At 49.5% G+C, this 24,658-nt stretch carries 23 protein-coding genes; 4 read left to right on the top strand and 19 right to left on the bottom strand.

The window, feature by feature from the left end; genetic code table 11:
- Positions 1-118: 118 nt before the first annotated feature.
- Together KVT34_RS20280 and KVT34_RS20275 are read right to left on the bottom strand one after the other, a co-directional pair.
- Positions 119-1,102: a sensor histidine kinase gene (locus KVT34_RS20280; protein ID WP_217560875.1), complete on the bottom strand. Its 984-nt coding sequence runs from the start codon at positions 1,100-1,102 to the stop codon at positions 119-121.
- Positions 1,099-1,800: a response regulator transcription factor gene (locus tag KVT34_RS20275; protein ID WP_217560653.1), complete on the bottom strand. Its 702-nt coding sequence runs from the start codon at positions 1,798-1,800 to the stop codon at positions 1,099-1,101. The genes KVT34_RS20280 and KVT34_RS20275 overlap by 4 nt, the downstream gene beginning before the upstream one ends.
- 287 nt (positions 1,801-2,087) lie before the next feature.
- On the opposite strand from KVT34_RS20275, the gene KVT34_RS20270 reads away from it, so the two are divergent.
- The gene (locus tag KVT34_RS20270) at positions 2,088-3,038 is read left to right on the top strand and encodes a MerR family transcriptional regulator (RefSeq protein ID WP_254635047.1); all 951 of its coding nucleotides are present in this window, start codon (positions 2,088-2,090) and stop codon (positions 3,036-3,038) included.
- Positions 3,039-3,103: 65 nt separating this feature from the next.
- On the opposite strand, the gene KVT34_RS20265 is transcribed toward KVT34_RS20270, so the two are convergent.
- The 11 genes from KVT34_RS20265 to KVT34_RS20215 form a co-directional block, all read right to left on the bottom strand.
- Entirely contained in the window at positions 3,104-4,558 is a 1,455-nt protein-coding gene (locus tag KVT34_RS20265) for an alpha/beta hydrolase (RefSeq protein WP_217560650.1), read from the bottom strand.
- A 283-nt stretch (positions 4,559-4,841) separates the two neighbouring features.
- Complete coding sequence (locus KVT34_RS20260; protein ID WP_217560649.1) at positions 4,842-5,282, bottom strand: SRPBCC family protein; 441 nt, start codon at positions 5,280-5,282, stop codon at positions 4,842-4,844.
- A 2-nt stretch (positions 5,283-5,284) separates the two neighbouring features.
- Positions 5,285-5,728 carry an SRPBCC family protein gene (locus tag KVT34_RS20255; RefSeq protein WP_217560648.1) on the bottom strand — a complete coding sequence of 148 codons (444 nt, stop codon included), beginning with the start codon at positions 5,726-5,728 and terminating at the stop codon, positions 5,285-5,287.
- Positions 5,725-6,231: a MerR family transcriptional regulator gene (locus KVT34_RS20250; RefSeq protein WP_217560647.1), complete on the bottom strand. Its 507-nt coding sequence runs from the start codon at positions 6,229-6,231 to the stop codon at positions 5,725-5,727. The genes KVT34_RS20255 and KVT34_RS20250 overlap by 4 nt, the downstream gene beginning before the upstream one ends.
- A gap of 525 nt (positions 6,232-6,756) precedes the next feature.
- Positions 6,757-7,170, bottom strand: coding sequence for a MarR family winged helix-turn-helix transcriptional regulator (locus tag KVT34_RS20245; RefSeq protein ID WP_042231574.1), 414 nt, complete (start codon positions 7,168-7,170; stop codon positions 6,757-6,759).
- Between the two features lie 68 nt (positions 7,171-7,238).
- Complete coding sequence (locus tag KVT34_RS20240; protein ID WP_217560646.1) at positions 7,239-7,973, bottom strand: SDR family NAD(P)-dependent oxidoreductase; 735 nt, start codon at positions 7,971-7,973, stop codon at positions 7,239-7,241.
- A gap of 13 nt (positions 7,974-7,986) precedes the next feature.
- Complete coding sequence (locus KVT34_RS20235; RefSeq protein ID WP_217560645.1) at positions 7,987-8,736, bottom strand: SDR family NAD(P)-dependent oxidoreductase; 750 nt, start codon at positions 8,734-8,736, stop codon at positions 7,987-7,989.
- A 43-nt stretch (positions 8,737-8,779) separates the two neighbouring features.
- Positions 8,780-10,048 carry an MFS transporter gene (locus KVT34_RS20230; protein ID WP_217560644.1) on the bottom strand — a complete coding sequence of 423 codons (1,269 nt, stop codon included), beginning with the start codon at positions 10,046-10,048 and terminating at the stop codon, positions 8,780-8,782.
- 330 nt (positions 10,049-10,378) lie between these two features.
- The gene (locus tag KVT34_RS20225; protein WP_217560642.1) at positions 10,379-12,481 is read right to left on the bottom strand and encodes a TerD family protein; all 2,103 of its coding nucleotides are present in this window, start codon (positions 12,479-12,481) and stop codon (positions 10,379-10,381) included.
- A gap of 356 nt (positions 12,482-12,837) precedes the next feature.
- Positions 12,838-13,923: an ankyrin repeat domain-containing protein gene (locus tag KVT34_RS20220; protein WP_217560641.1), complete on the bottom strand. Its 1,086-nt coding sequence runs from the start codon at positions 13,921-13,923 to the stop codon at positions 12,838-12,840.
- 209 nt (positions 13,924-14,132) lie between these two features.
- Complete coding sequence (locus KVT34_RS20215) at positions 14,133-14,714, bottom strand: TetR/AcrR family transcriptional regulator (RefSeq protein ID WP_217560640.1); 582 nt, start codon at positions 14,712-14,714, stop codon at positions 14,133-14,135.
- Positions 14,715-14,994: 280 nt separating this feature from the next.
- Here KVT34_RS20215 and KVT34_RS20210 point away from each other — a divergent pair, with 280 nt between their 5' ends.
- Complete coding sequence (locus KVT34_RS20210; protein ID WP_217560639.1) at positions 14,995-16,206, top strand: MFS transporter; 1,212 nt, start codon at positions 14,995-14,997, stop codon at positions 16,204-16,206.
- Positions 16,207-16,298: 92 nt separating this feature from the next.
- On the opposite strand, the gene KVT34_RS20205 is transcribed toward KVT34_RS20210, so the two are convergent.
- From KVT34_RS20205 to KVT34_RS20190, 4 genes are all read right to left on the bottom strand, one after another.
- A complete protein-coding gene (locus KVT34_RS20205) occupies positions 16,299-17,387 on the bottom strand; it encodes a low temperature requirement protein A (RefSeq protein ID WP_217560638.1) in 1,089 nt (362 codons plus the stop codon).
- Between the two features lie 226 nt (positions 17,388-17,613).
- Positions 17,614-18,156 (bottom strand): hypothetical protein, encoded by a 543-nt coding sequence (locus KVT34_RS20200; protein WP_217560637.1) that lies wholly within the window; start codon positions 18,154-18,156, stop codon positions 17,614-17,616.
- Between the two features lie 57 nt (positions 18,157-18,213).
- Positions 18,214-18,957, bottom strand: a complete 744-nt coding sequence (locus KVT34_RS20195) for a hypothetical protein (RefSeq protein ID WP_217560636.1) — start codon at positions 18,955-18,957, stop codon at positions 18,214-18,216.
- A 233-nt stretch (positions 18,958-19,190) separates the two neighbouring features.
- Positions 19,191-20,678 (bottom strand): malate:quinone oxidoreductase, encoded by a 1,488-nt coding sequence (locus KVT34_RS20190; RefSeq protein WP_217560634.1) that lies wholly within the window; start codon positions 20,676-20,678, stop codon positions 19,191-19,193.
- A 416-nt stretch (positions 20,679-21,094) separates the two neighbouring features.
- Here KVT34_RS20190 and KVT34_RS20185 point away from each other — a divergent pair, with 416 nt between their 5' ends.
- Positions 21,095-21,469, top strand: a complete 375-nt coding sequence (locus tag KVT34_RS20185) for a hypothetical protein (RefSeq protein ID WP_217560633.1) — start codon at positions 21,095-21,097, stop codon at positions 21,467-21,469.
- Between the two features lie 105 nt (positions 21,470-21,574).
- Positions 21,575-21,997: a DUF4259 domain-containing protein gene (locus tag KVT34_RS20180; RefSeq protein ID WP_217560632.1), complete on the top strand. Its 423-nt coding sequence runs from the start codon at positions 21,575-21,577 to the stop codon at positions 21,995-21,997.
- 107 nt (positions 21,998-22,104) lie between these two features.
- Here the strand turns inward: KVT34_RS20180 and KVT34_RS20175 are convergent, their stop codons facing one another.
- Positions 22,105-22,722 carry a hypothetical protein gene (locus KVT34_RS20175; RefSeq protein WP_217560631.1) on the bottom strand — a complete coding sequence of 206 codons (618 nt, stop codon included), beginning with the start codon at positions 22,720-22,722 and terminating at the stop codon, positions 22,105-22,107.
- 221 nt (positions 22,723-22,943) lie between these two features.
- Complete coding sequence (locus tag KVT34_RS20170; protein ID WP_217560630.1) at positions 22,944-24,653, bottom strand: ABC transporter permease; 1,710 nt, start codon at positions 24,651-24,653, stop codon at positions 22,944-22,946.
- Positions 24,654-24,658 lie beyond the last annotated feature (5 nt).

The raw sequence follows: 24,658 nt of genomic DNA, 5'->3' as shown, positions 1-24,658 counted from the left end.
CAGGCGATCCGCCGCTCCTATATCGCTATCTTGCGCCAATCTTACAGGGATGAAAGATTCCGTGCACACACAACGGTCTATGCACAAAAAGGCGAAGAGTGATCGCTCACTGTTCGCCCTACTCGGTCGCGTACGGAAAAATGATGCGGACGGTCGTCCCTTTGCCGGTGTCGGATTCGATCTCCACCCGGTGATGCAGACGGTCCGCAACTTCCTTCACCAAATACAGGCCCATGCCTGTCGATTCTTTGAACTTCCGCCCGTTTTCGCCTGTAAAAAACGGATCGAACACCCGCTTCAAATCGGATGGGGGTATGCCGACGCCGCGGTCCGTGACGCTTAGAATAACGGCTTTATCCTGGGCGTGGGCTTTAAAGACGACCTTCGTCCTGCTGCCGGCCGAATAAGTAATGGCGTTCGAGATCAGCTGCTGGACAATGAACCGGAGCCATTTGGCGTCGCTCTCGACCGTGATGCTCTCGTCAATCAGAAGCTCCGGATGCACATAATGCCGAATGAACGACCGCCGGTTATCTTGAATGACCTCGTTCACAAGCTCTCTCAGCCCCACCCGGTAAATATGGAAGTCCTGCGCGAACGTCTCCCGACGCGCCATATAAAGCACCATTTCGAGCCCGTGGCGCAGCCGGTCGGACTCCTCCGCGATACTGGCAAACCGCTCGTCTTCGCCGTTCTGCGTGATGAGCTGGATGACCGACAGCGGGGTCTTCATTTGGTGCACCCATTGATTCATGAACGTCAGGTGCTGCCGCTGTCTTTCTTCCCGCATGTGCTCCAGCTGTTTACTCTCGCGGTACCGGGCATCCAGAATCTTCGTTAAAGACGCTGCCAGCGGCGCGCGGCTCACCTTAAGCTCACGCGGCAGGACGTCGCTCGGTTCGGAGATGTACCGGTAAAACGCCCGAAGCCGGACATAGCGGTACATCAGATACACAAGCAGCACGCATAGGCCCAGAAACAGCGCGTACAATGCGGTTCCCAGATGGTTGTATCCGTCCAGCCAGCAAATAAGCAGAATGACCAGCATCTGCACCAGGCTGAACCCGATAAGCGGCACATGGTCCCGCACAAACAACCTCATGGCTTCGTTTCGCCCTTCCATGTGAGGTGCAGCCGGTACCCGACGCCGCGCAGCGTTTCGATGGCGTCGTCGATGCCGAGTTCCGCCAGCTTTTTGCGCAGCCGCGTGATGTTGACACTGAGCGCGTTATCGTCGACATAGCTGTAATCGTCCCACAGCTTGTCGAGAATCGTCTCCCGGCCGGCAATCCGGGGACAATGATGCATCAGCGTCTCCATCAGCAGCGATTCCTTGCGCGTCAAAAGCGTGGACTGCTCCTTCAGCCGCAGCTCCATCCGCTCGGGATACAACACCAGCCCGTCCCGTTCCACAATGCGTTCCTTCGTCGCATAATCGCCGTAGACGCGCCTGATCTGGCTGCGGATCTTGGCCATCACGATTTCGTAATGGAACGGCTTCGTGATATAATCGTCCGCCCCGCTCTCCAGCGCCATCACCTGATCCATTTCTCCGCTGCGGGCGGAGATGAAAATAATCGGACACGTGGACACCGTCCGGATTTGGCGGCACCAGTAGTAACCGTCGTAGCTCGGCAGGTTGACGTCCAGCAGCACGACCTGCGGAAGCTGCTCTTGAAACAATTCCATCACGCGCTGGAGATCATCGGCGACGATCGCCTCGTCCCCGTATTTTTGAATGTGCGACTTCAGCAATTCCGCTATTTTGGGATCGTCCTCGACGATCATGATTTTGTTCATCCCGGGAAAACCCTCCCTTTTGTGCAAATGCCTTGGCGTCACCTCCATTAAACCACAAAAAAGCGCGTGACCCAATAAGGACCTAATTGTTGAGAAGCTATATCTCCCTCAGCAGAGCAATGACCTTCCGTTCGGTTATAATCTTAAGTAGCCCTTTATTTTAACAAGAACCGTAATACTCCCATTGAATCTCCAGCTACAGGAGATAGTAAACTAACTTTTCGGAGGTGAGTGGTTTGCATTCAAAAAGCGGCACGGATTCGCAGAAGCAGCAAGCTTCTGATTCTATGGACCAAGAGCGGACTTATTCGATCGGAGACGTGGCCAAAATAATCGGATCTACAATCAAAACCGTGCGATACTACGATGAGGTCGGATTAGTAAAGCCCACTACCTACACAGAGGGAGGGCACCGGTTGTACACGACGCAAGATATATGGCGTTTAGAGCTGACGATAACTCTGCGTTACTTGGATTTTGGAATTGATGAAATAAGCCGGATCATCTCCCGGGAAACACCCGTTGATAAAGCACTTGACTGGCAGATCGAGTCCTTAGAGCTGCAAGTAAGCACGCTGTCGAATATGATTTCGATTTTGCGTACGGCGAAGGAGAATGAAGGGGATTCCCTGCAGTATGTCTATGATCTGGTCCATGAACGGGCCATCAATAACGAGAAGCGAAGCCGTTTCATCGCGAAAAGAGTGGAAGAATCCAAATTTTTAGAGGGCGTTCCTGCGGAATGGAGAAGCTCACTTCTTTATAACTTTAACAAGCACATTGTAAATCAGACGAAAACATCCGCCAAACAAACCGTTGCTTGGAACGAGTTACAGGAACTTATTAACGATCCCGAGTTTATTTCGGACCTTAGAAAAGATGAGTTTCTGTTTTTTAATATGGTCCATCAACCACGATTGGGTGCGGACGCATGGGTCAAGAACCTTGAGGGAATACACACCCGGTTAAATACGGCTTTGAAGCGCAAATTAAGTGCCGAAAGTCCTTTTGTACAGGCCATTGTAGAGGATACAGCCATGCTGTATGCGAACTCGGAGCAATCGGTTGATCAAGAAGAGTTTTTTCGCTACTTTGCCGAATATTCACAGAGAACCCGATCGGAACGAATCGAACGCTTCAACACGCTATGCTCCCTCTTGAGTCCTAAATTCCGCTTGTTTTCTCAAGGAAACCTCTTACTGCTTCAAGGTATAAAGTGGAGGCTTGAACAGATGTAGCCCGTTAACGAGAAGACGAGGGCTATTCGCCCTCATCCGTTCGCTGAAGCGGCGGAAATTCAGGCTCAGCCTTTCTCCAGCGTGAATCCCTGATGTTCGCCGATCGTCTGTTCCAATAGATTAAACGGCTTTTGCTTTAAATAATGGTTAAAGAAATCAAGCGAGTATTCGTTGATCAGCCGGTGCGCCTTTCGCACCTCCACCCCTTCCATTTTTTCAAAGACGGGTGAAATCAGATACATATCGGAGAAGCCCATATGTTTCATGGCATTCATTTTGATCCAGTAATTTCCGCCTACGGTTATATCTTTATACCGCGCTAATGTTTCGTCAAAAAACTTAGTCAGATCCTCTCTTGTCGTACCCTGTGAAGCGATATTCTCATCGCTCATATTCTTCGTGCCGGAAAGCGTGTCGTCTGCGCTAAACATCAGAAACGGCTTCCCCAGTCCTTCCGCCGGAATCCGCAGCTCGCCGTATAATCCGCCGTCCATATTGATTGCCGCTTTAATCCGGGAATCCGCCATCAGCATTTGGACGGCTGTCGCTCCGCCGAAGGAATGGCCGAACATCCCCATGTTCTCCAGATCCATTCGGCTTGTAAAACGAGCGTCCGGATCGTTCTTGGCAAGCCGTTCGATTTGATCGACCACAAACTTTGCGTCTTCCACCCATTCCCCGTTTATTTTATCTAAATAGTCGACCGTATTCCCTTCTTGAGGAACAAAGTTTACAACGCGGCCATCGGGGAAAACCGATGTTGTACTACGGTAAGTATGATCTATGCCTACTACGATATAACCCTGACTGGCCATTTGTTCGACCTCGAACGTGTTTTGATTCTTGGTTCCGTTTAAGGAGTGCGAAAAAACGAGCACAGGATAGGCCGGTTCCTTATCGGATAGTTCCGCTTTTTCAATCGCATGAGTTTTAACTATTCCGACGCTCGTAAAAAACAGTTTAGGCAGATGAAGCGCTTTACCGTATCCTTCTGCAAAAATATCCCCAGGAGACACATAAGAAGCCGTCTTTCCCTTTGCGTTCATGTTCGCCGGATACCAAATCTGTACCATCAATTCTCTCTTATCACCGGCATCGGGAGTATGGGTCTCCTCTCGCCGTGCGTCTTTCCAATGATAGGATACGGTTCCGATTTTGTAAGGGCCGGCCGGTTTCTCGAACGTGAATACCGGAAGCAGGACAGGCAGAGCCACGGCTGCGGAAGAATAAAGTGCGGCAAGCGCCGTAATCAGGATGATCCGGGTTCGGGCCGCCTTCTTTTCCTCTTCCTTCGGTTTAATCCGGTACCTTACAGCAAAAATCGCGATTGGGATTAAAGTCATCGCATAGACCGGGATCATTTGCCAACGCATGCCCTCGGTTAGCCCGTGCGTCAGCACCAATAGGCCCGAAACTCCGAAACCGATAAGCAGCCCGCGCCGCGACTTGTTCTTGGCCGTTATTGACCAACCGAGCAATAAGATATTAAAGATGGTCACTAGCATTTCAAAAGACCTCATAAGAGAAAACCCTCCATTTACAGTTTTGGCTGCTTGCAGCTCAAAGTATAAATCCTCCTGTAACTGGAGATTCAACCGTTGTTTATGTAATAGGTCCGCTTAATTTTCCCATACGGAGCTTATTCCTTTACGGATTGAGCGCTCTTGTAATCCCAAAAAACTCCCTATGATAGGCTGCCGGATTTCCAAGACTCCTCGCAGTTACTGAAATAAAAATCGCCGCCACGGCCCAAGAGGGGGCGTGAACGGCGACAAATTTAAAGTCCTCACATATTTACAAAAACTAACCGGCCAATTCCGCCAGCACCTCACCCAGCCTGTCGAGGTTCTGTTCATTGGCTTCCGCACAGTAGGGCTTGGCCGCTTCGAAGTCTTCTTTTACCTTGAAACGCTGGCGGAACGTAACTTTGGTGCGTCCATCCAGATCCTCGAAGGTTCCCGTTAACCGGAATTCGTGGCCGGATAAATGATCCAGCGCGACCCGCTCCGGCGCCACGACCTCAACAAAGACGCTCCGGTTGGGGTAATCCGTGCCGTCCGGTCCGTGCATGGTGAGGGTCCATGTGCCACCCGGTCTGATGTCGCACTCGTGAAACGTATTGGTGAAGCCCTTCGGTCCCCACCACCGGGCTAACAGCTCGGGGGTTGTCCACGCCCGGAAAACAAGCTCCCGCGGAACATCATACTCACGCGTGGTTACGAGTTCATTCTCTCCGATGGTCATGCTCATCCCTCCCCTTCCAGTGCCTTGCCCAGCGCGTCCAGCATCGCATTGGTACCGTGTTCCCGAACCTCCGGAGTATCGTGTCCGTCAAAGAACGCGCCCTGCTCCGTGAAAATAAGCTTCGTGCCGCCCTCCACCGCGATCAGCTCGACCGTCGTGTTCGAGACGGAGATGCGCGTGCCGTCCGAATCCAGGGTGTACGTATACACAATGCGCTGGTCCGGAACAAGTTCCTGGTAGCTCGCATCGAAGGTAAAGACGGGGCCTTCCGGCGGTCCCCCGCTGCTGTATTCGCGCCCGCCGACCCGAAACTCGAAGATGTCCGGCTTCGAAAACCACTTGGCTTTGGCATCCGGGTCGGCCCAGGCGTGGTAAACCCGCTCCGGCGATGCGGCATAAACTCTTTCGACGACGAAGGTCGCATGTTTGACGAATCGTTCACTCATTGTTTGTCCTCCTCAGGTTTCGGTATTCCGCTCCCACCGGCAAGGAAGTCTCCCAACCGGTCCAAATGTTGTTCCCAGCTCGCTTGCCGTTCAATGACAGGCTTTTCAAATCCCATTTGCATCGCCTGCAGAAGGTCTGTGAAATCCTCTACCGTTACTTGCGTCTTACCCTGCATAAGCTTGGATACATGCCCGAGCTGCTCCAGCAGCTTCTGCTGCCGCCTGATCTGTTCTTTGATTCGGTCTATCTGCAGATGGACAATCTCAAGCGGGCTGATTTGCCCGCCGGTCAGGACCGAGCCGATCTCTTCGAGAGATAGCCCCAGCTCCTTGAGCGATAATATCTGGTGCAGGCGCGACAAGTCCGGCTCACTGTATAGCCTATGGCCGGAATCCGTCTGGGCGGATGGAGAAAATAAACCGATTTGATCGTAATAACGCAGCGTACGTACGGTAAGACCCGTCAACTTGGCGAGGTCTCCTACTTTCCAATGCCTCTTCATGCATCATCTCCGCTTCTTTAGTGCTAGCTATATCCCGGTAGCTGTATTATAAAAGCTTACGTTACGTAAGCTGCAAGCGAAAAAACGTTCAGACGCAAAAATTTTTTGGTCGAAAAAGAAGCGCTCTTGATTGAAGTTAATGAACCTTCCTATCCGGCCTATTACAATGAAATCCATACAGCAAACTAAGAGGGATTATGGAATGGTTCCTCAAGCATAGAGCTAAAGGAACAGCGAACCGCCGCTCTGACTGCCGGCATTAGGGGAACTGGGCTTTGGAATGGTTTCTGGCACGAGGGGGGAAAAGCTCCGTGTGAGGCGCGGATTTATCTCAAATCTCATCCCGCTTCATCTATCGAGAACTGCCCGATACAACCCTTCAGCACGAAAAAAACAGGCCGCGGGAACGTCCGCTTGTTCAAGAAGCACGGTACTTTTTTTGTACTCTTTAATAAGAATTTCATCAAGGACAGCCTGTTTTTCTGCTTCGTTAAGCGACGCATATCGGGTCATCATGATGTAGTCTCAACTGTTCAGCTTTTTGAATAGATTCGCTAATTCCGCCCTCTCCTCGTCGGTTAACTTTTCGAATAAGTTTCTGCGCAGTCTTTCTCCTTCCAAAGTGGCCCGCTTAAGGACTTCGGCACCTTTGTCGGTAATGCCCAAATAAATAATGCGGCGATCGGACTCATCCACCATTCGGACGGCTAATTTCTTCGCGACGAGCTTTTCCGATAAATAGCTGAGCGTGGGCGGAGTAAGGCCCAATATTTTCGCAAGGTCCGAAGGCCGGCTTTTGCCGTTCTGCTTGAGATGACCGAGCACGAGAACATGAGAAACCCCAAGATCCTCATTGAATGTTTTGTTCCACTGGATAATCAGACCGTTGGTGAATTTATCCATGTTATGTATAAGTTCGAAAACCGTTTGCTCTTCCATAAGATCCTCCTTGATAAAAAGAAACGACAGCCCCTAATAAAAATTAAGGACTGTCATAATCTTACACGCTATTGAGCGGAGTATCCACCATCAATCACTAACTCGGAACCCGTAATATAGGAAGAAGCATCGGAAGCCAGGAATAGGGCCGCTTTGGCGATATCGTCCGGTTGTCCCAGGCGCTGCAGAGGCGTCATTTGAATCAAACGATCCAGCAAATCCTTGGACGTGCTCAAGGCCTGAGTCATCGGCGTTTCAATGATCCCCGGGAACAAAGCGTTCACGCGGATGCCTTGCCGGCCGAACGCCGTGGCAGCCGCTTTGGACAGGGCGCGTACCGCCCCTTTGGATGCGGAGTAGTGGTTGAAACCTTGTCCGATCAGAGCCGTGTACGAAGAAATGTTTACGATGGAGCCCTGCTTCTGTTCAGCCATGTACGGAGTAACGTGCTTCATACCGGCAAACGGACCGAAGCCGTTAATGGAGAGCATTTTCTGCCAATCCTGCGCGTCGATTTCTTGAAAAGGCTTTTCCGAAGAGATGCCCGCGTTGTTAACGAGGATGTCGATTTTACCGAAACGGTCGTTTACTTCCTTCGCAAGCGCCGCCCAATCTTCATCGGAAGCCACGTTCAATTTCATCCCGTGTACATTGTGCTTCTTACTGGCTCTCGCAAGCGCCTCCTCATTGATATCCGCGGCAATAACGATAGCGCCTTCCTGTGCGAAAAGGTCCACCATACGTTCGCCGATACCGGAAGCTCCGCCGGTAATGATCGCTACTTTGTTGTCCAGTTGTCCCATTTTACATACTCTCCTAACGTAGTTTGATTGAACCGCCGTCCACCATAATGGTTTGGCCGGTTATATAATTCGAGTCGTCACTTGCCAGGAATAGGGCGACACGGCCGATGTCCTGTTCCGGGTCACCGAGACGGCGAAGCGGAATACGCTCGATCATCGCGTCATACAGGTGCGGGGCGCTCTCACGCCATTGCTCCACGCCCGGCGTCAGTGCGATCGGCGAGATCAGGTTGACGTTGATGCCGTCCGGCCCCCACTCATTGGCGGCAACGCGGGAAATGGCGCGAATCGCTTCCTTGGCCGCCGCGTAGGACGTTTGCGTCACTTGTCCGTCAAGACCCGCGCCCGAAGCGAAGTTGATCACCTTGCCCTTCGTCTTTTTCAACTCGGGGTAGGCGGCCTGCATGAAATGAAAAGTCGGATAGAAGCCGGTTCCGAAAGACAGATCCAGCAGCTCCTGCGTGGTCTCCACGAAAGAAGCTTGTCTGGAAGCATGCGCATTATTAACGAGAATGTCCAGCTTGCCGAATTTCTTGACCACTTCTCCCACAATTTCATTGGCGTTTTCTTTAACGGAAATATCCCGGATAAACAGGCATCCTTCCGTGTATCGATTGACTTCCGCAAGGGTTTCCTGCCCCTTCTGCTCGTTCACGTCGACAATCGCGATATGTGCGCCTTCTTTGGCCATGGCAAGCGCAATGCCGCGGCCGATTCCCGAAGCGCTGCCCGTGATGATGGCGACTTTGCCTTGTAATTTCATGTGTAGCTCCCTCATTCCCTTGATTGATGAATTCACCGGCTGATTAATCCCACAATCCGGCTTGCTCCAGCTTCTTCTTCCCGCCAAAGGCAATGCTGATGCAGACGATGTTAATGATCAGCATGATGCCGATCGCATACAAAACAGGGGTGTAGCTTCCCGTAAAGTCGAACACAAACCCGTAAGCAGGCAAAGCGATGATCGAAGAGATCGCGAGACCCATGGAAGCATTGGAATAAATCTGGCTGTATTCCTTGTTGCCGAACAAGCTTGATGTAAGCGCCGGTCCCAATGTTCCGATAGAGGCGGAGACAAGACCGAAGAGTCCCACAGCCAGCGAGATGACAAGCGTGCTGGTCGCCGCGAATAACAACAGCCCGATGGCCAGCACGCCCAGAATCATGGCGATAAACGTGGTGTTTCTGGTGCCGATTTTATCGCTCGCATAGCCGATAACCAAGGAGCCGATCAGCACGCCGATCATATTGGTTGCCATAACATTGCCCGCGAAGGCGACATCAAATCCCTTGTTCATCAGATACGTCGGAATATGCACCGAAAAGCTTGCCGCGGATGTGATCAGGAAGAAAAACGCGATGAGCGCGTAGAAGGCGGAGGACTTCTTGGCGGCAGCCAAGGACACGCCTTTGTTTTCCGCTCCTGCAGCCGTTGCGCTCGCTGCTGTGCCGCCTGCGGCCTCCGCCCCATAGGGAAGCGTTTTCTTTTCGAGAGGTGATTTCCTTAGCAACAGAAGCACGATGGGAACAACGATCACAATGACCGCAATACCAACGATTACATAGGATGATCTCCAGCCTTGATTGGCAATCAGATTGCCGACAACCGGCTGGGAAATGGCGCCGATCGCTCCGCCTGCGGCTCCCATAATTCCAAGGGCAAGACCCTTGCTCTTTTTAAACCATTGGTTAATTAATACCGGTCCTGCGATAACGGTAATGAATACGCCGCCCACAGCGAGAGGAACTGCAAGGATGTACCAACCCCACACCGAATTCATCAGACCGAACAAGGCAAACGCTCCGGCCTGCAAAATGATCGCGCCGCTTAAAAGCAGCCGGGTATCATACTTCGCCAACAATTTGCCGCCAATCGGCAAAAAGACCATGGTAACGATAGCCGAGACACTGAAATAGAGAGTCAAGCTGCCCATCCCGACTCCAAGATCCTTGGAAACTTGCCGCAAAAAAAGACCGGCTGAGTTATTCAGGGTACCTTTCCCCAAGCCGACCATCATGCAAAGCCCTAGCAAAATCCACCAAGCGTAGTGAATTTTCCCTTTGTTTTGGCTCATAAAATTTCTTCGCTCCCCGCTTCTAATATCCGTTCCAACCTAAGATGATGGTGCATTATGCCATTCTCACAAATGGCGAAGCCTATCAATGCCGTTCATTCTCCCCGATGCTCGCCAGGCTCCTTTCTTGGAGGAACAATCATGATATACGCGATATAATATTTAGATATCGAAATATTATATGTCTAAATAGTAGCAAAATATTTTCCCGCCTGCAACGGAGAACAATGGAAAAGTTCATTGAAAATTCAAGTTTTGGGTCCCAAGTATCGTAAATCCGCTTGAAAAACGCAAAAAGAGGAGCGTCTGCTCCCCTTTTACCATCCCGACTTAAACCACATATTCCGCCATAATCTGCTCGATATCGTAAGGAGTAACCCCGCTATCCACCGAGAATATCGTATCTGCCTCATCCGCCGTATCAACTGCTGCCCCTCTAGCTTTCGCATGGAGAAGGAATAGGTCGTACAAATCCGGCTTCCGCAAAGTAGTCATCGCTTTTCCTATCAAAACGATTCCCTTCTGATTCCCCTCCACATTGTTACAGTAGTGAGGTTGTTTCGTTAGGGACAAGTCCGTCCAGATGACCGTACGTTCCACCAAATCCAGGATGACGGGAATGGCAATCCGCGTGTCGGCGGTGACGTCGATTTTGTTGGCCACCGTCGAAGGCTCGAAAATTTCCCCGGAACCGGGTTTCTTACGCATCATCCAGCCTGCGAAGCACTCCGGCAAATCGCAATACGGCTGTTCCGTAAAGGAATGCAGGGAAGCCACAATATAACGCCCGCCGTAATCGACGATGGAAGGAATGTGCAGATCAATGAACTCGCAGGCTCCTTGAGGAGCCGACACGATGTCTCCGCTGTGGACGGCCTGGTACTTGGAGGAGCGCAGATTCGTATACGAAATGTGCTCCACATACTCCCAGTTGCGGTCATACATGACTGCGGACAAGTCGATATCCACCCGGCCCGTAGGCTTACCGTCAACAATCCCTTCTTTCCACCAGTTGAAGAAACGGATCGTGTCCCCCTCCGCCATCGGCACACGGCTTCCCCTTACGAGCGTATGCAGCGCTTTGCTCGCGGATCGTTGAGAGAACGGCACATGATAGTCCTTCAAACGTTTATCGACATGCGTCTTCCCCAAGGGAGGCAGTTCGGAGAATCGCTGAATAAGCGTTTTTTCGCACAATTCAACGATGTCTTGGCAGACCGTTTCGCCGATTTCCGGGAGCGTATGGGGAATCGCAAACGCTTTGGCCGCATTGCCTTTCGGGAAGAAGACGCGCAGCTCGGGACGCTCATGGCGGCGGGCAAAATGATTCTTCACCTGCAGCAGCACGGGCGTCGATACCTGACCGGCCACTTCGCCGAATGCCAGCACGACATACTCCGTCTGTTCGGTGGACCGCAGCAGTTGATCGAGCCTTCTTGCGAATTCACCCGGGCGCTGCATAAGCAGATCGATCAACGTCCACACCTGCCCATACCGGAAGGCAAGTTCCACGCTCCCGCCGAACGTCGTAAAGGGCTTCTTGTCGCGTAAAATTCCGAAAGCCTCCTGACAACGAGGAAAACGGTTCTTATACTCGGAAGGATGCAAAATCTCTCCCAGCCGTACCCAGCGCTCCTTATATCTCAGCATATCTTCCGTAATGGGATGACACCGTTCCAGCAATCCTAGCAGCAGCCGTCTCTCGCTGCGCTTAAATTTGCGGTAACGCGCGGCTTCGGCGAGACTGACATCGCCATCCGACCAGGCCGCGGCCAGACGAAGGACATCCGTTGCGGTTTTAAAGTATCGCCCGATCCACTCCAAACCGGCCTTGTCATGCTTCATCAAGGAAGCCGCCACGAAGGCCGCGTTCTCTTTGAACGGGATCTCGGACGGAAGAATCGCGTCCAATTCATCCGGGTCCGCGCACTCTATAGCCGCGTCAATATCTTCCTTGTCCGTCTCGGAGATCGACGTTTTGGCTTGAATCAGCCGGCTTATCAGGACATGAAACTCCGCTTTGCTTCCAAGATCAATGACTTTCAAGTCTGCCTCGTCCCGCAGCGGAAGTCTTTGCGCAGTCTCATACTCAGGCAATTCGTGCGTTAGATAATGATAAAAGGCGTTCAAATAAAGCTCCGCATCCTGTTCCTGCATCACCTGCGCCGGAAAGTCCGGATACATCGGCTTATACGCCACATGGGCGCCGACCATCCGTTTCAGATCCCTGATCAGCTCGCGATAGAACGCTTCGAACCGCTCTTCGGATAAGGTACACACGGCGCGCATCAAGCGATGGGAGAACATAAATCCAAGGGATTCGATATTTTTCATAGCCGCAGCCAAGTAAGCCTTAGAAAGACGATTCGCGCCTTTTCCTTGCTCCACAATCACTTTGCCCGCTCTGCGTAAATAGATCGTATTTATGTTCATAAAAAGAGTCCAGGAAAGCCATATCCCTACTGCCTTTGGTGAAATACCATAGAAGGAAGGAATATGATAGCCTGGACGCCTCCTCTCGCGGATAGAAATCCTTCAGGAAAGCTGCGACCCTAATTCGCCCAATGAAGTAGAAGGAAGGATCGCAATAGCCTGAAGTTCAAGGCTCACAGTCCGTGACTCCGAACCTTTGATGGATTCATCATCCCATATTCTCCGGCATGCCAACAGGGCGAAAGTATTACGACTTTGGAAAAGATAAACAACGCGGGCCTTGTTCGAATATAAAAAAAGCGACGTCCGCAGGGTGCGGCAGTCGCTTGAGCGGCGGATTTTCCGCCGGATAATGTCTATTCTTGCAGCTCTCCCTCAAGGAATTTAATGAGGTAGGTTTCAGGGTTCGCGAGGAATTCCGTAAACCCGCACAAATCCGCATACTCCTGATGCTCCACGTCGTAACAGCCGACGGAGCCTTTTTTCTTCGGATTCCACACAAGCTGCAGATCGGAGTAGTTGTCGATGTCGGCTGACAGACGAAGCAGCTTTTGCCGGCCGACTTTCATTTCAATCGTATCGGTCAAGGTGAAAAAGTCGATATACCCGATGTCATAGTCATTCGGCGCCAGCTCCAGGCGCAGCTCGTCCCCGGTGAGAAAGGCGACCAGTTCATCGGTCAACTTATACTTTTTCAGCTCAAATTTCTTGTTCTCTCTATCATGAAGCTCAGCCGGCTCCAGGGATTTCAAATAGTCGGCCAAAGCGGCATTCTTATTGCCCACCGCAATCGTATACGCCCGGTCGCCGTCCTTTTCCGTTATCGTAATGTCCGCACCGCGTTCAATCAAATACTTAACCATCGCGACATTGCCTATGCGCGCGGCAACGGTTAGAGGAGTCGCTTGATAAGGATAAACTTGGTCCGGTTTATTGTAATTAATGTCCGCCCCATGATCGAGTAAATACCCGAGTGTCTTAAGATCATGGTCCGACACGGCCTGGCGCAATACGGCGCTGCCGTGCTTCTTTATATCCAATCCCAGCTCATGGAGGAGCGGAATATTGTTTTTATTTCCATAATAGGCCTGCGAGTAAGCTCCAGAGCCCACATGATTGAGCTTGTCCGCTTTAGCGCCCTGCTCCGCAAGATAGCGAACGGTGTCTTCCTTGCAATAGCGGACAGCCCGCAAAAAAGCCGGATTACGAGGAACATTCAGGTTAACGCCGTGCTCTACAAGCAGCTTTACAACGTCCAGCCTCTCCGATATAAGCGCCAAGTCGAGCGGACTCAGCGTCGTATACTTGCTCAGTTGAATGCCCTCTTCAATATCCCAGCCTGCCGCAATGGTCTCCCGCAGAGCCGGTATATTTCCTTGGTAAATGTGCATCGCGATTTCCGGCAGCTTCTCGAATTTCCCGATATCTTTCAGTTGGATCATCGATTATCCTCTCCTACCCCAAGTCTTACAAGAAGTATAGAAAAGCTCTTGGAAAAAAACAACAGGCACCAGGCTGCGGCCGATAGTCCGGGAAGCCGGCGGGATAAATTTTGAGATGTTGCTCTTATATTCGGTCCAAATGACTAGCCGTATGCCGGTCGCTTTGCCATAGTCATTCCCTTCCCCTCAAAAATTCAGAAGAGCTGATTTCAAGCTTTAGAACGGATTCCTTCTAATGCGGTCTGTACCAAATACTCCACATAGGGTTCGTCCAGCTTGTCCCCTGTCACAAGCAAACGATAGAAAATCGGTCCATAAATGAGATCAATGCATATGTCAATGTCGATCCCATTTTTCAATTCCCCAAGTTGAATTCCCTTCTCCAAAAGACCCCTTGCCTCAAGCCGGCGGGGACGGAAAAATCGGGTTCGATAGGCTTCCGCCAAGCCTGAATCAAATTGTCCTTCGCCCAATAATTCCGTAATGATCGTTCCCTCCCGGCTTGTCAAAAACCGGGTTAAATTCGTGGCGTGAATTAAAATATCCTTACATGCCGAACTCGTATCAGGCACGGGTAATCTGGCTGTGGCGGCATACATGAAACCATCCATTACTACGGCAGCCTTGTTAGGCCACCATTTATAAATCGTGGCCTTGCTGACTTGGGCGCGATCGGCAATTTTATCAACCGTGACGGCTTGAAAGCCGTTCTCCAGCAACAAGTCATAAGACGCGGAAAGAATAGACTTCTGCGCTTCCACATTACGCGGCCTGCCTCTTTTGCCATTCATCGTAACCGTCTCCTTTCGTCCATACCTCTCTTAACCGTTAAAAAACTATACGTTCAGTATACCAAGTGTGAATAAAAAATAAAGTTCAAACTGCCTATTTACAAAACTACACGTTCAGTATATGATTCTAATATCAATTAATAAACTGATCGTTTAGTATTTAAAACATCGAAGAAGGGAGAAATTATCCTCCGGAGAACACCGCACGGAATTGTAACGGCGTGGAACTATGCAGTTGCTGCGTTAGAGCATGATATTTCGATATAAGGAGTTGTCTAAAATGAATGTTTTCAAAACACAAACAACCGAAAAAAATATCCCGGCATGGCTAACCCTGCTGCTGGCAGCCGCATGCGGTATCATTGTAGCCAATCTTTACTATGCGCAGCCTTTGGTCGGGGAAATCAGCACTTCAATCGGGCTGTCCGCAAACAGCTCCGGCTTTATCGTGACGTTAACGCAGATTGGTTATGTAGCCGGCTTGTTGTTTGTCGTGCCTCTGGGAGATATCGTTGAGAACCGAAGACTGGTTGTCGTTTCATTGCTTCTCACAGGGGCCGCCCTTGCAGTCACGGCAGTGTCAAAACAGGCGGTGCCATTCTTAGCCGCTTCTTTTGTAATCGGATTAGGGTCGGTTGCCGCGCAGGTACTCGTGCCTTTCGCATCCTACCTTGCCTCCGAAACTTCACGCGGCCGCGTTGTCGGCAATGTCATGAGCGGGCTGCTGCTTGGAATCATGCTTTCGCGCCCTCTGTCGAGCTTGGCAGCCGACTTCTTTGGCTGGCATGCCGTATTCGCTTTGTCAGCCTTAGCTGTCATTATTCTGGCTGTCGTCCTGTCCAAGGCGCTGCCTGTTAGAAAACCGTCGACAGACACATCCTATACGGCTCTGCTCGGTTCGATGTGGCACTTGCTGCGAACAACCCCGATCTTACGCCGCCGGGCTGCCTATCACGCCTGTGTGTTTGCGACTTTCAGCTTATTTTGGACAACGGCACCGTTGCTGTTAGCCGGACCGCTCTTTCATTTTTCCCAGAAAGCCATCGCGCTGTTCGCGCTTGCCGCAGTCGCGGGTGCAATAGCGGCTCCCGTAGCCGGACGATTGGCCGACCGCGGCTGGACCAAACCCGCAACGGGAATTGCACTCGCTGCGGTCGCCATTTCTATGCTGCTGCCGCTTGTAATCCGTACGGGTTCATCCGTCGGGGTAGCTGTTCTTGTCGTTTCAGCCGTATTATTGGACGCCGGCGTCTCCGCAAATCTCGTACTTGGGCAACGCGCGCTCTTCTCGCTAAGCCCGGAAATTCGCAGCCGGCTGAATGGGCTCTTTATGGCTATTTTCTTTTTTGGCGGAGCCGTCGGATCTGCAATCGGGGGGTGGATATACGCCACGGGAGGATGGAGCGCCGCGTTATGGACCGGTATAGCTTTCCCGATCGCCGCCCTGCTTTATTTTGCCACGGAAAAGCGATCCAACGCGCAAAGAGGTTAACCTCTTTCGTAAAAACAAAACCATCCCGCGAATTTGCTTATTCCGGGATGGTTTTTCATTCATCTTTTTTTGAATTCCTGATAGTTCAATCATCAAGTCGTCATTTTCGCATACGCGATAAAGAAGACCATCATCTCCCCGACAATCGCATAATTGGGTACATGATAAATCAAGTTTAATGCTATACAGCAGCCCAGAATCCCTAATAATACGGCCAAATGATAAGGCTTTAAACGCAGATGTTTGGGTCGGTACAGGTGAAAAACCAAAGAAGTGGAGAAAAAGTAAAGAAGAACGGAACCGAATGCAAAAATCAACATGAACATATAATTTAATTTCTCTTGATATAACAACTGGATGGCAGCCGCGATCATACTCATGGACAAGTAGATGAATAAGTGTCCGTAAATAATCGTCTGGCCGGCCGTTTGGATTTCCTTGCTCACCTTGGTTTCGACATTTTCAAAGTACTGCCACCAGATGGCGATCACTAACACGCTTGTAAACGCAACGAACAAAACGGATGGCAGATCCCAACTGTTGAACTGCAGCACGGCCAGAATACTGACCACCGATTCACCCAATAGAATGAGCGTAAATAAGGCAAACCGTTCAAATAAGTGAGGCGTATGTATAGGTGTTTTTACCAGGTGCTTTCGCCCGATCAGGGGAAGTATAATATCGACGGCAATCCCCAAGTACAGAACGGCATACCGGATCCACGAGTCAAAGAAAAGCGAACAAGAGGAGATCAAGATTCCGATCAGAAAGTGCGTCCCCAAATAAGAAGCGGTCGATTGTTGATGAGCGGCTTTTGATTTATGCACCAACAAATATTGAATGGCGGTCAGTGCCCTCGAACCTATATATCCTATGAAGAAGGGAATATAGTATTGATCAAAATCAGGAGATAAGCTCGCTGTCATAATTAAAATAAAAAAGAGCTGCAGGATGCTTAATATTCGATGGATAAAGATATCTTGACCGAATCGGTTTACAAAGAGCGTTTGTCCTACCCATCCCCACCAGATCGGGATAAAAATCAGTACGAATTTAACTAAATATTCAATGGGAATGACCCCATGATCCGCATGCAGTAAGACATGAGTTGCCTTTGAGACTGCCGCGACAAAAAGAAGATCATAAAAAAGCTCTAACCAGGTGACCTTTTTCTCAACCATACACTTTTAAGCCCTCCTATATGGACGCATGTTTTCTAAAAAAATTAAGCGGAATGAAGGCTTTGCTTCATCTGAATGATCCATTTATTATACCAATTTTCGTATCAGGGTCTATACGATTAACAATTGTATCCGCTGCACATACAAAAAAACCTTCAATCCGAACGGACCAAAGGTTCTAACCCCAATGATTCCCCGAGGCTGATTCTCCAAAGTTGGCAGCTATCTAGATGTTTCTGTTATCCGGGTGAACGTCGGCAGGCTCGTAATCATTCATACGCAGCAAGATATACTCAATTTCTTCTAAGGGCATTTTCAATTCTTGGCTGACTTCATATAGCCCCATATCCTGTGCAAGAAGCTCCCGCGCTCTATTTATTTTTCCATGAAGCCAGTTGTTCTCCAGCATCCAACTCTTCACCTGGGCCAAGAAGCGGTTCTGAGTGTCCTTATCCGCGTACTTCTTATATTTAGCAACAGACTCCGACAGATAGTCGTATAAATAAATACCTAAGGTCTCACGCTGCTCGTTCTTAGACATCCGCAGATACTGCTCGTAAATTAGGCTCATGTCTAAACCCAATAAGTTATCCCGGCTGTCAAAACGTCTGAATGTCTTTCGTCCATAGCTTTCGGGTAAAACACGAAAGACAACAACGATCGCATAAGGAAATTCCCATGTTTTCGCCGCTTCTTCTAACGGTAACAGTTCATCTGTCAATTCACTCACACACGTTCCATGTGTATCTAAATAAAAGGATAGTTCCATGAGGACCTCCTCTTGCTGCCGTTTTTTTGATCCGTCTTAAAAGGCTGCTTGCAGGTTTCATGACTTCTTCGGATACGGTTCGCATCCTTTCGACACGAGCCACTGTTTTATAACGTCTACCGCCTGTATTTCGTCCTGTTCATACATGACGGCCACCTCTTGCCCGTTGGCGTAATTAAATCTCACATAACCGCCCCATGCCTGATAGAAGAGGAAGCAAGAATATTCGGTTTCAACGGACAGATCCGGCGAAAAAGCCGCTCGGCACATTCCGGCCAGATCTACCAGCGAGAACCCTTCCTGTCCCGGTGGCAGCCGTAAAAAGAAATGGCTCCTTGACCCCGTCCACGGCTCGTAATAAACGGCTCCCTCCCGGCCGCATCCGTACACCTGACGATAGATTTCGTCCAGCACCGAAGCGTACGTCGCTTCATCTTCCCGCTCCCGCGTCTGGAGAGGAATCGCCGTCACTCGTTCCCCATGCCGCGGCAGCCAAAGCAGCTGAGCCGTCTGGGGATGCACCGCCAGAAAATCGCCGTCCACCGTCGTGCCTACAGCGACACACTCTGCGATCTGCCGCTCGGTAATCGGGCTGTCCGCGTCATGCTCCCATAACCCGTACTCGGCAAAAGGCTTAAGCACCTCCGGGTCCGGCAGCTGCACATTCATCCATCCCCTATAGGTCCCTTCGCCGAAGGACCGCAAAAACCGGAGATAGCCCGGTGGAAAAACGGCCTCGTCTATCGCAAGCGCTTGGTTGATGCCGTCAGATAGCGGCTTTGGCCGAGATACCAGATACATGCGTCTTCCCCCCTGTGTCATGAACTTTTAAATTTTCATAGTAAATTTGGATAGTCAATTCAGCTTAGATTTAAAGCAGCCTGGCTCTATTATACTATATATAGGAATTGCTTCTATCATTTCCCCCCTACGTATACGACGTGAAACGCCAGTCTATCGGATTTCCAGATCTTCTGCCGCAAACGCAAAAAAACCTTCGATCCAAGAACGGATCAAAGGTTCCTTATCTATAATCAGTTATAAGCCAGTTCTTTCTCGACCAGACCAAGCGTCTGAGCCGTTGACGTGAGAATTTCTTGGAAAAGCTCGGGATTGTTCAAGAGTGACACGCCGTAAGAAGGAATCATTTCTTTGATTTTCGGTTCCCACTCTTTCATATGCTGCGGGAAACATCGTGCCAAGATCTCCAGCATCACGTGTACGGCAGTCGAAGCCCCCGGAGAAGCGCCGAGCAGCGCGGCGATTGAGCCGTCAGCGGCTGTAATCACTTCCGTACCGAATTGTAGGGTGCCTTTGCCGCCGGCTTCCGTATCCTTGATCACCTGCACACGCTGGCCCGCCACGACGATATCCCAGTCCTCGCCTTTGGCGTTCGGGATAAACTCGCGCAGTTCTTCCACGCGCTTCTCATTCGATAATAGTACCTGCTGGATCAGGTATTTGGTCAAGGCCATCTCTTTGACACCGGCCGCCAGCATCGTCAAGACATTATCCGGTTTCACCGACGTGATTAAATCAAACATGGAACCCGTTTTTAAGAACTTAGGCGAGAAGCCGGCGAACGGTCCGAACAGCAGCGATTTTTTGTTGTCAATATAGCGTGTATCCAAGTGCGGAACCGACATAGGCGGAGCTCCGACTTTGGCTTTGCCGTATACTTTGGCATGGTGCTGTTCGATCACTTCCGGATTGTTACACACCATAAAGAGCCCGCTTACCGGGAATCCGCCAATATGTTTTCCTTCGGGAATACCGGACTTTTGCAGCAAATGCAGGCTTCCGCCGCCGCCGCCGATAAAGACGAATTTCGCCGTGTGGCGTTCGACGCTGCCGTTATCGAGGTTGCGCACCTTCAATTCCCACGATCCGTCGGCGGCACGCTTAATATTGTCCACGCTATGTTTGTAATGCATCTCCACATTTTGGGTCTGCAGGTAGTCAAAAAGCATGCGCGTTAAAGCGCCAAAGTTGACGTCCGTCCCAGAATCGATTTTAGTAGCCGCGATCGGTTCACTCGATGTACGGCCTTCCATGATAAGCGGAATCCATTCCTTCAATTTCTCGGGATCATCGGAAAACTCCATCCCTTGGAATAAAGGGTTGTTCGACATCGCTTCAAACCGTTTCTTCAAGAACGTAACATTCTCTTGCCCCTGCACCATACTCATATGCGGAATCGGCATAATAAAATCCTGCGGATTGCGGATCAGCTTGCTGTTTACAAGATAAGACCAGAACTGTCTGGAAAGCTGAAACTGTTCATTAATTTGAATCGCTTTGCTTATATCTACGGAACCGTCCGGTTTTTCGGAAGTATAGTTAAGCTCGCACAGTGCGGAATGGCCTGTACCCGCGTTATTCCATTCGTTAGAGCTTTCTTCTCCTGCCTTTGCGAGTTTCTCGAACACTTTGATTTCCCATTCCGGCACTAGCTCTTTCAGTAACGATCCCAAAGTCGCGCTCATGACCCCGGCACCGATTAAGATAACGTCTGTTTTCATGATAACCTTCCTTATCCTCTATATTTATAAAAAAAGAGCAGGCACGCCTGCTTCGTATAGTAAAAAAGCAAGGCACCACCTAAGAACGAACCGATTCTGTCTCCACTATAACCCTATCTACTCTATTATAATTATTTTTACACTAAAATATCTACCATTAAGTACTTCCAAAAGCCCTAAAAACAAAAAAAACCAAGTCCTTAACTCAGTTTATGCAGAATTAAGGAGTTTGGTTTGTATTTTTTGTGAGTTCTTCTAGTTTCCGCCGTAGTTTAGCAGCGCAGAATCTTAGCGCACTTTCAGCAACGGCACGTTTTGAGGTAAAAATATAGACTTATTTATATGATTAAATTAATCTTAGTAGGTAGGATCATTTTTCCATTTCTGAATAAGAGAAGGAAGCGAGGTGTCTGCCGTTGAGTGCACTGATTGTGATACTTGTCATTATCTCACTAATTACGGCGTCCGTTGCAAGTACCATCGTGGTTCTGATGCTGCGTACCCGCAGCAAACAACGCCTGCAAAGCAAAACCATTCTTACGGAAGGGACTTCCGCGCAAGCGGTGATCAATTCCATCCGGCAAACTAATGTACAAGTGGACGATCAGCCGGAAGTCTTGCTTGATCTGACCGTCACCCAACAGGACGGCAAGGTGGTCCACGCCTTGGTAAAAGCCGTCATCCAGATCGTGAATATTCCCGCTTTTCAAAAAGGCAGCGTCATTGAAGTGAAATATATGACCATAGACAACGAGCAAAAATTCGCTGTGGTCGGTTCCTATATGCCTTAGAGCAGGAATGGCATGCTGTTCCCGCCCGGGCTATGTCATTGAGCGTCATGCGCCTAAAGCAGAGAAGACTAGCATAAAAACAGGTAACGAAAGGTGAGATCAACCATGGGATCTTGGGGTACGGCATCGCTGGAAAGTGACGAAGGACTGGACGTTCTTCATGCGTTAACGGAATACACAACGGAGCGTAAATCAGTCCAGTTAAAGGAACTGATCGCTCATTTCAAGGAGATCGGATTCCTTTCGGAGGACCCGGACGAGGAGGATTTCCTTTACGATAACACGGCCATCGCTCTGTCTGAAATTGTATGCGCCTATATCGAAAACGGCAAGACGAAGTACGAGCAGCTGAACGGCCTGAACGAGATTGTCTTGGAGACTGAGGATGTGCTCGAATTGAAGCAGCTGGTTCAGCAGGTACTCGATAATAAAGGCGGAGACCGAGAGCTGTATGAGCTGAGAGACGGGGATTCCGACTGGATTAAACATATGGAAAATATGGTTCGTATTTTGTCGGAGCGGCTATAATTGCCGGAAAACAGGTGCAGGATGCCGCCGCTTAAAACGGCCGGCGGCATCCGGCCCAAAGCCGCGTAACGCGGCCTTTTTTTTCGAAAGGCTTTCGGGAAAGATGTCTACTGCTTGCCCTTCATAACAAGTTCATATTTTTTAAAAATCCAGGAATCCGCCAGTTCATTTGCCGCATTTTGGCTTATGCGAACAGGCGGTTTTTGCTCTTGTAAAGCATCTGCCGCGTAGGCCGAGAAACGAAGCGGCTTTGTGATTTTTTTCGTATAGCTTGCCAGTTCATCAAAAAAAGCATAAGTTAACGGCTGATGTTCCCGGATATCCTCATACACGTAATACTTCCCTTTCTCATCCTCCAGATTAATTTGAAAGCCCTTGGGAAGCGAAAGCATGACATACGGCAATTCATCTTCCGCCCACTGCCCATGATAGGGAAATCGGATTCCTTCGTTTCTTACAAAGAATCCGGAGCTTTCATTGCCCGCAGCAAAAGGAATTGAATATACGAAGAATGGGTAGTAATTCGGCTTTTCTTGTGCCGTAAAATATCGGTAAAACGTTTGGTAAGCCTCAACTACCTCATGTTGATCATGTTTGGTCCGGGCATGATTAGTAAGATGAAATTGTGCCTGTTTCGGCTCAAAGTGCTTCAAGACACTTTCAAATTCTTCCGGCGTTATGAAAAATTTAAGTTTATAGAATCCGCTGTGCTTCAATCTGTCCATTCATCTCACCGCCAAATATAGAATCGGGTTATAAACCAAAGTTTGGCACTCCTCGCATCTAATAATGTCGGATACCTATATTCCACACATCCTTACGTCCTCCTGTCTTCTCCGAACATTATTTTTCACCGTTATTTACGGTTCCGGCTGATCTAGCGGCATAATTAAAATAGAACCCCCTTGCTAAGGCAGGGGGTCCATTTCATGGTTAAAAAAGCTTTTTACACCTTACTTTTTCTTCCATATACAAAGTATAAAGTAATGGCGGACATAACCATCAATATGACGGAATATACCAACGTTAACGCTTTGGTGTCAGCCAGAGCCTGTGCATCCGTACTGTTCTTGATAACGATACCGAGAGGCTGGTACAAAGGATGATAGAGAAATACGGTAAGATCGTAATCCGCCAAAATACCGTTGAAATTCAAAGCAAGAATGGCCAGCGTTGACGGGAGAATAATGGGCAGTAATACTTTGGTGAATGTGTAGAATGACTTGGCACCCAAATTTTTCGCCGCATCCTCCAGGTTACTGTCCAGACTGAAGAAAGACGCTTTCACCATCCGGAGAGTGAACGGTATGTGCACGATGACATAGGCAAGAAACAGCATCCAGACGGACCCAACCAATATATAATTCCCGATAATCAGTCTTGGCGTGTTAAAAGTTACGATGAGCCCGATCGCGATTAAAGTCGACGGCAGCATCCACGGGATCAGCAGCGCATACTCCAGAGCCATTGTCCACTTGTTCTTGTATTTATGCAAAATTCGCGATGCCGCCAAGGCCAGAGCCACAACGGTTACCGATGCTGCAGCGGCGTACGCAATACTGACAAGATAAGGTTTGAATGCGGACATGTTGGAGAACACATTCATATAATTGCTCAAGGAGAAGCTGTGAAAATTCAACGTTGCCGTTGATATGCTGTGTGCATCCGTAAATGAAAAGACGATAATGAGAACGACCGGAATGATATAAAGGAGAAACAGGAAGTACGCCAGAATATGCACGGCAGCATTTCCAAGCTTATTGTTGATCTTTTGCTTAACCAGCTCCGACTTGACTTTGGAAACGGACATGAAGTTACCTTTTCGTTCAAATCTGATCATAAGGGTCAGCAGAATTAAAGTAGCCAAGCCTAGAATGAGAGCCAGCAGCGCAGCTAAATCTTTGGAGGACGCACTGTTCGAGAAGGTTAAGATCATCGGTGTGATCGTTTGAAACTCTACTCCACCTAAGATCAGAGGAGCGGACGTTGCAGCCAGTCCCGTCAGAAAAATCAAGATGGTCAGCGCGAACATCGTAGGCTTCAAGACCGGGAGAACGACTCTCCACAGGATATAAAAGGTCGATGCCCCCATATTCTTTGCCGCTTCTACGGTTTGAAAATCAATTTTACGAACAGCATTGCTTAGAAACAGGACGTGGTTGGAAGTGCAGGCGAACGTCATTACGAACAGAACGGCCCAGTAGCCGTGAAACCATGTCGTATCAAAGGAAGGAAACAGATTGACCAGCAGCTTGGTCATGAATCCCGTTTCACCGTATACGAATTTATACCCCGACACCAATACGACACCGCTATAGATAAGAGTTGTAAAATAGCCCAGCCTTAAAATTTTCGCACCCTTAATATCGAAATATTCCGAGATCAGAACCAGAGTAACGCCGACAATGTTTACCGTAAAAACAAGGGATACGGCCAGAATAAAACTGTTATACAAGCTTCTCATCGCACGTTCGGATGACAAAAGCTTCTCCGCCGCCTCGAACGAAAATTTACCGCCCTTAAAAAAGATTTCATAATAGGTGTTCAGGTTAGGATAAATCAGAAAGGCTATGACAAACCAGGCTATCAGAGCATAAAAAACGAATGCGGTCGGATTGATGGATGTCAGCCTTTTTTTTATTTTGTCTGCGTTCAACACAC

Source organism: Paenibacillus sp. GbtcB18 (genome assembly GCF_019091125.1).
Classification (GTDB): domain Bacteria; phylum Bacillota; class Bacilli; order Paenibacillales; family NBRC-103111; genus Paenibacillus_F; species Paenibacillus_F chitinolyticus.
Note: the sequence above shows the minus strand (reverse complement) of the source record. Positions and strands in the feature narration are given on the sequence as shown.

Excerpts from the sequence above, each read along its gene's own strand:
- KVT34_RS20280 (WP_217560875.1), bottom strand. The coding sequence starts at position 1,102 with ATGAGGTTGTTTGTGCGGGACCATGTGCCGCTTATCGGGTTCAGCCTG.
- KVT34_RS20275 (WP_217560653.1), bottom strand. The coding sequence starts at position 1,800 with ATGAACAAAATCATGATCGTCGAGGACGATCCCAAAATAGCGGAATTG.
- KVT34_RS20270 (WP_254635047.1), top strand. The coding sequence starts at position 2,088 with ATGGACCAAGAGCGGACTTATTCGATCGGAGACGTGGCCAAAATAATC.
- KVT34_RS20265 (WP_217560650.1), bottom strand. The coding sequence starts at position 4,558 with ATGAGGTCTTTTGAAATGCTAGTGACCATCTTTAATATCTTATTGCTC.
- KVT34_RS20260 (WP_217560649.1), bottom strand. The coding sequence starts at position 5,282 with ATGACCATCGGAGAGAATGAACTCGTAACCACGCGTGAGTATGATGTT.
- KVT34_RS20255 (WP_217560648.1), bottom strand. The coding sequence starts at position 5,728 with ATGAGTGAACGATTCGTCAAACATGCGACCTTCGTCGTCGAAAGAGTT.
- KVT34_RS20250 (WP_217560647.1), bottom strand. The coding sequence starts at position 6,231 with ATGAAGAGGCATTGGAAAGTAGGAGACCTCGCCAAGTTGACGGGTCTT.
- KVT34_RS20245 (WP_042231574.1), bottom strand. The coding sequence starts at position 7,170 with ATGGAAGAGCAAACGGTTTTCGAACTTATACATAACATGGATAAATTC.
- KVT34_RS20240 (WP_217560646.1), bottom strand. The coding sequence starts at position 7,973 with ATGGGACAACTGGACAACAAAGTAGCGATCATTACCGGCGGAGCTTCC.
- KVT34_RS20235 (WP_217560645.1), bottom strand. The coding sequence starts at position 8,736 with ATGAAATTACAAGGCAAAGTCGCCATCATCACGGGCAGCGCTTCGGGA.
- KVT34_RS20230 (WP_217560644.1), bottom strand. The coding sequence starts at position 10,048 with ATGAGCCAAAACAAAGGGAAAATTCACTACGCTTGGTGGATTTTGCTA.
- KVT34_RS20225 (WP_217560642.1), bottom strand. The coding sequence starts at position 12,481 with ATGAACATAAATACGATCTATTTACGCAGAGCGGGCAAAGTGATTGTG.
- KVT34_RS20220 (WP_217560641.1), bottom strand. The coding sequence starts at position 13,923 with ATGATCCAACTGAAAGATATCGGGAAATTCGAGAAGCTGCCGGAAATC.
- KVT34_RS20215 (WP_217560640.1), bottom strand. The coding sequence starts at position 14,714 with ATGAATGGCAAAAGAGGCAGGCCGCGTAATGTGGAAGCGCAGAAGTCT.
- KVT34_RS20210 (WP_217560639.1), top strand. The coding sequence starts at position 14,995 with ATGAATGTTTTCAAAACACAAACAACCGAAAAAAATATCCCGGCATGG.
- KVT34_RS20205 (WP_217560638.1), bottom strand. The coding sequence starts at position 17,387 with ATGGTTGAGAAAAAGGTCACCTGGTTAGAGCTTTTTTATGATCTTCTT.
- KVT34_RS20200 (WP_217560637.1), bottom strand. The coding sequence starts at position 18,156 with ATGGAACTATCCTTTTATTTAGATACACATGGAACGTGTGTGAGTGAA.
- KVT34_RS20195 (WP_217560636.1), bottom strand. The coding sequence starts at position 18,957 with ATGTATCTGGTATCTCGGCCAAAGCCGCTATCTGACGGCATCAACCAA.
- KVT34_RS20190 (WP_217560634.1), bottom strand. The coding sequence starts at position 20,678 with ATGAAAACAGACGTTATCTTAATCGGTGCCGGGGTCATGAGCGCGACT.
- KVT34_RS20180 (WP_217560632.1), top strand. The coding sequence starts at position 21,575 with ATGGGATCTTGGGGTACGGCATCGCTGGAAAGTGACGAAGGACTGGAC.
- KVT34_RS20175 (WP_217560631.1), bottom strand. The coding sequence starts at position 22,722 with ATGGACAGATTGAAGCACAGCGGATTCTATAAACTTAAATTTTTCATA.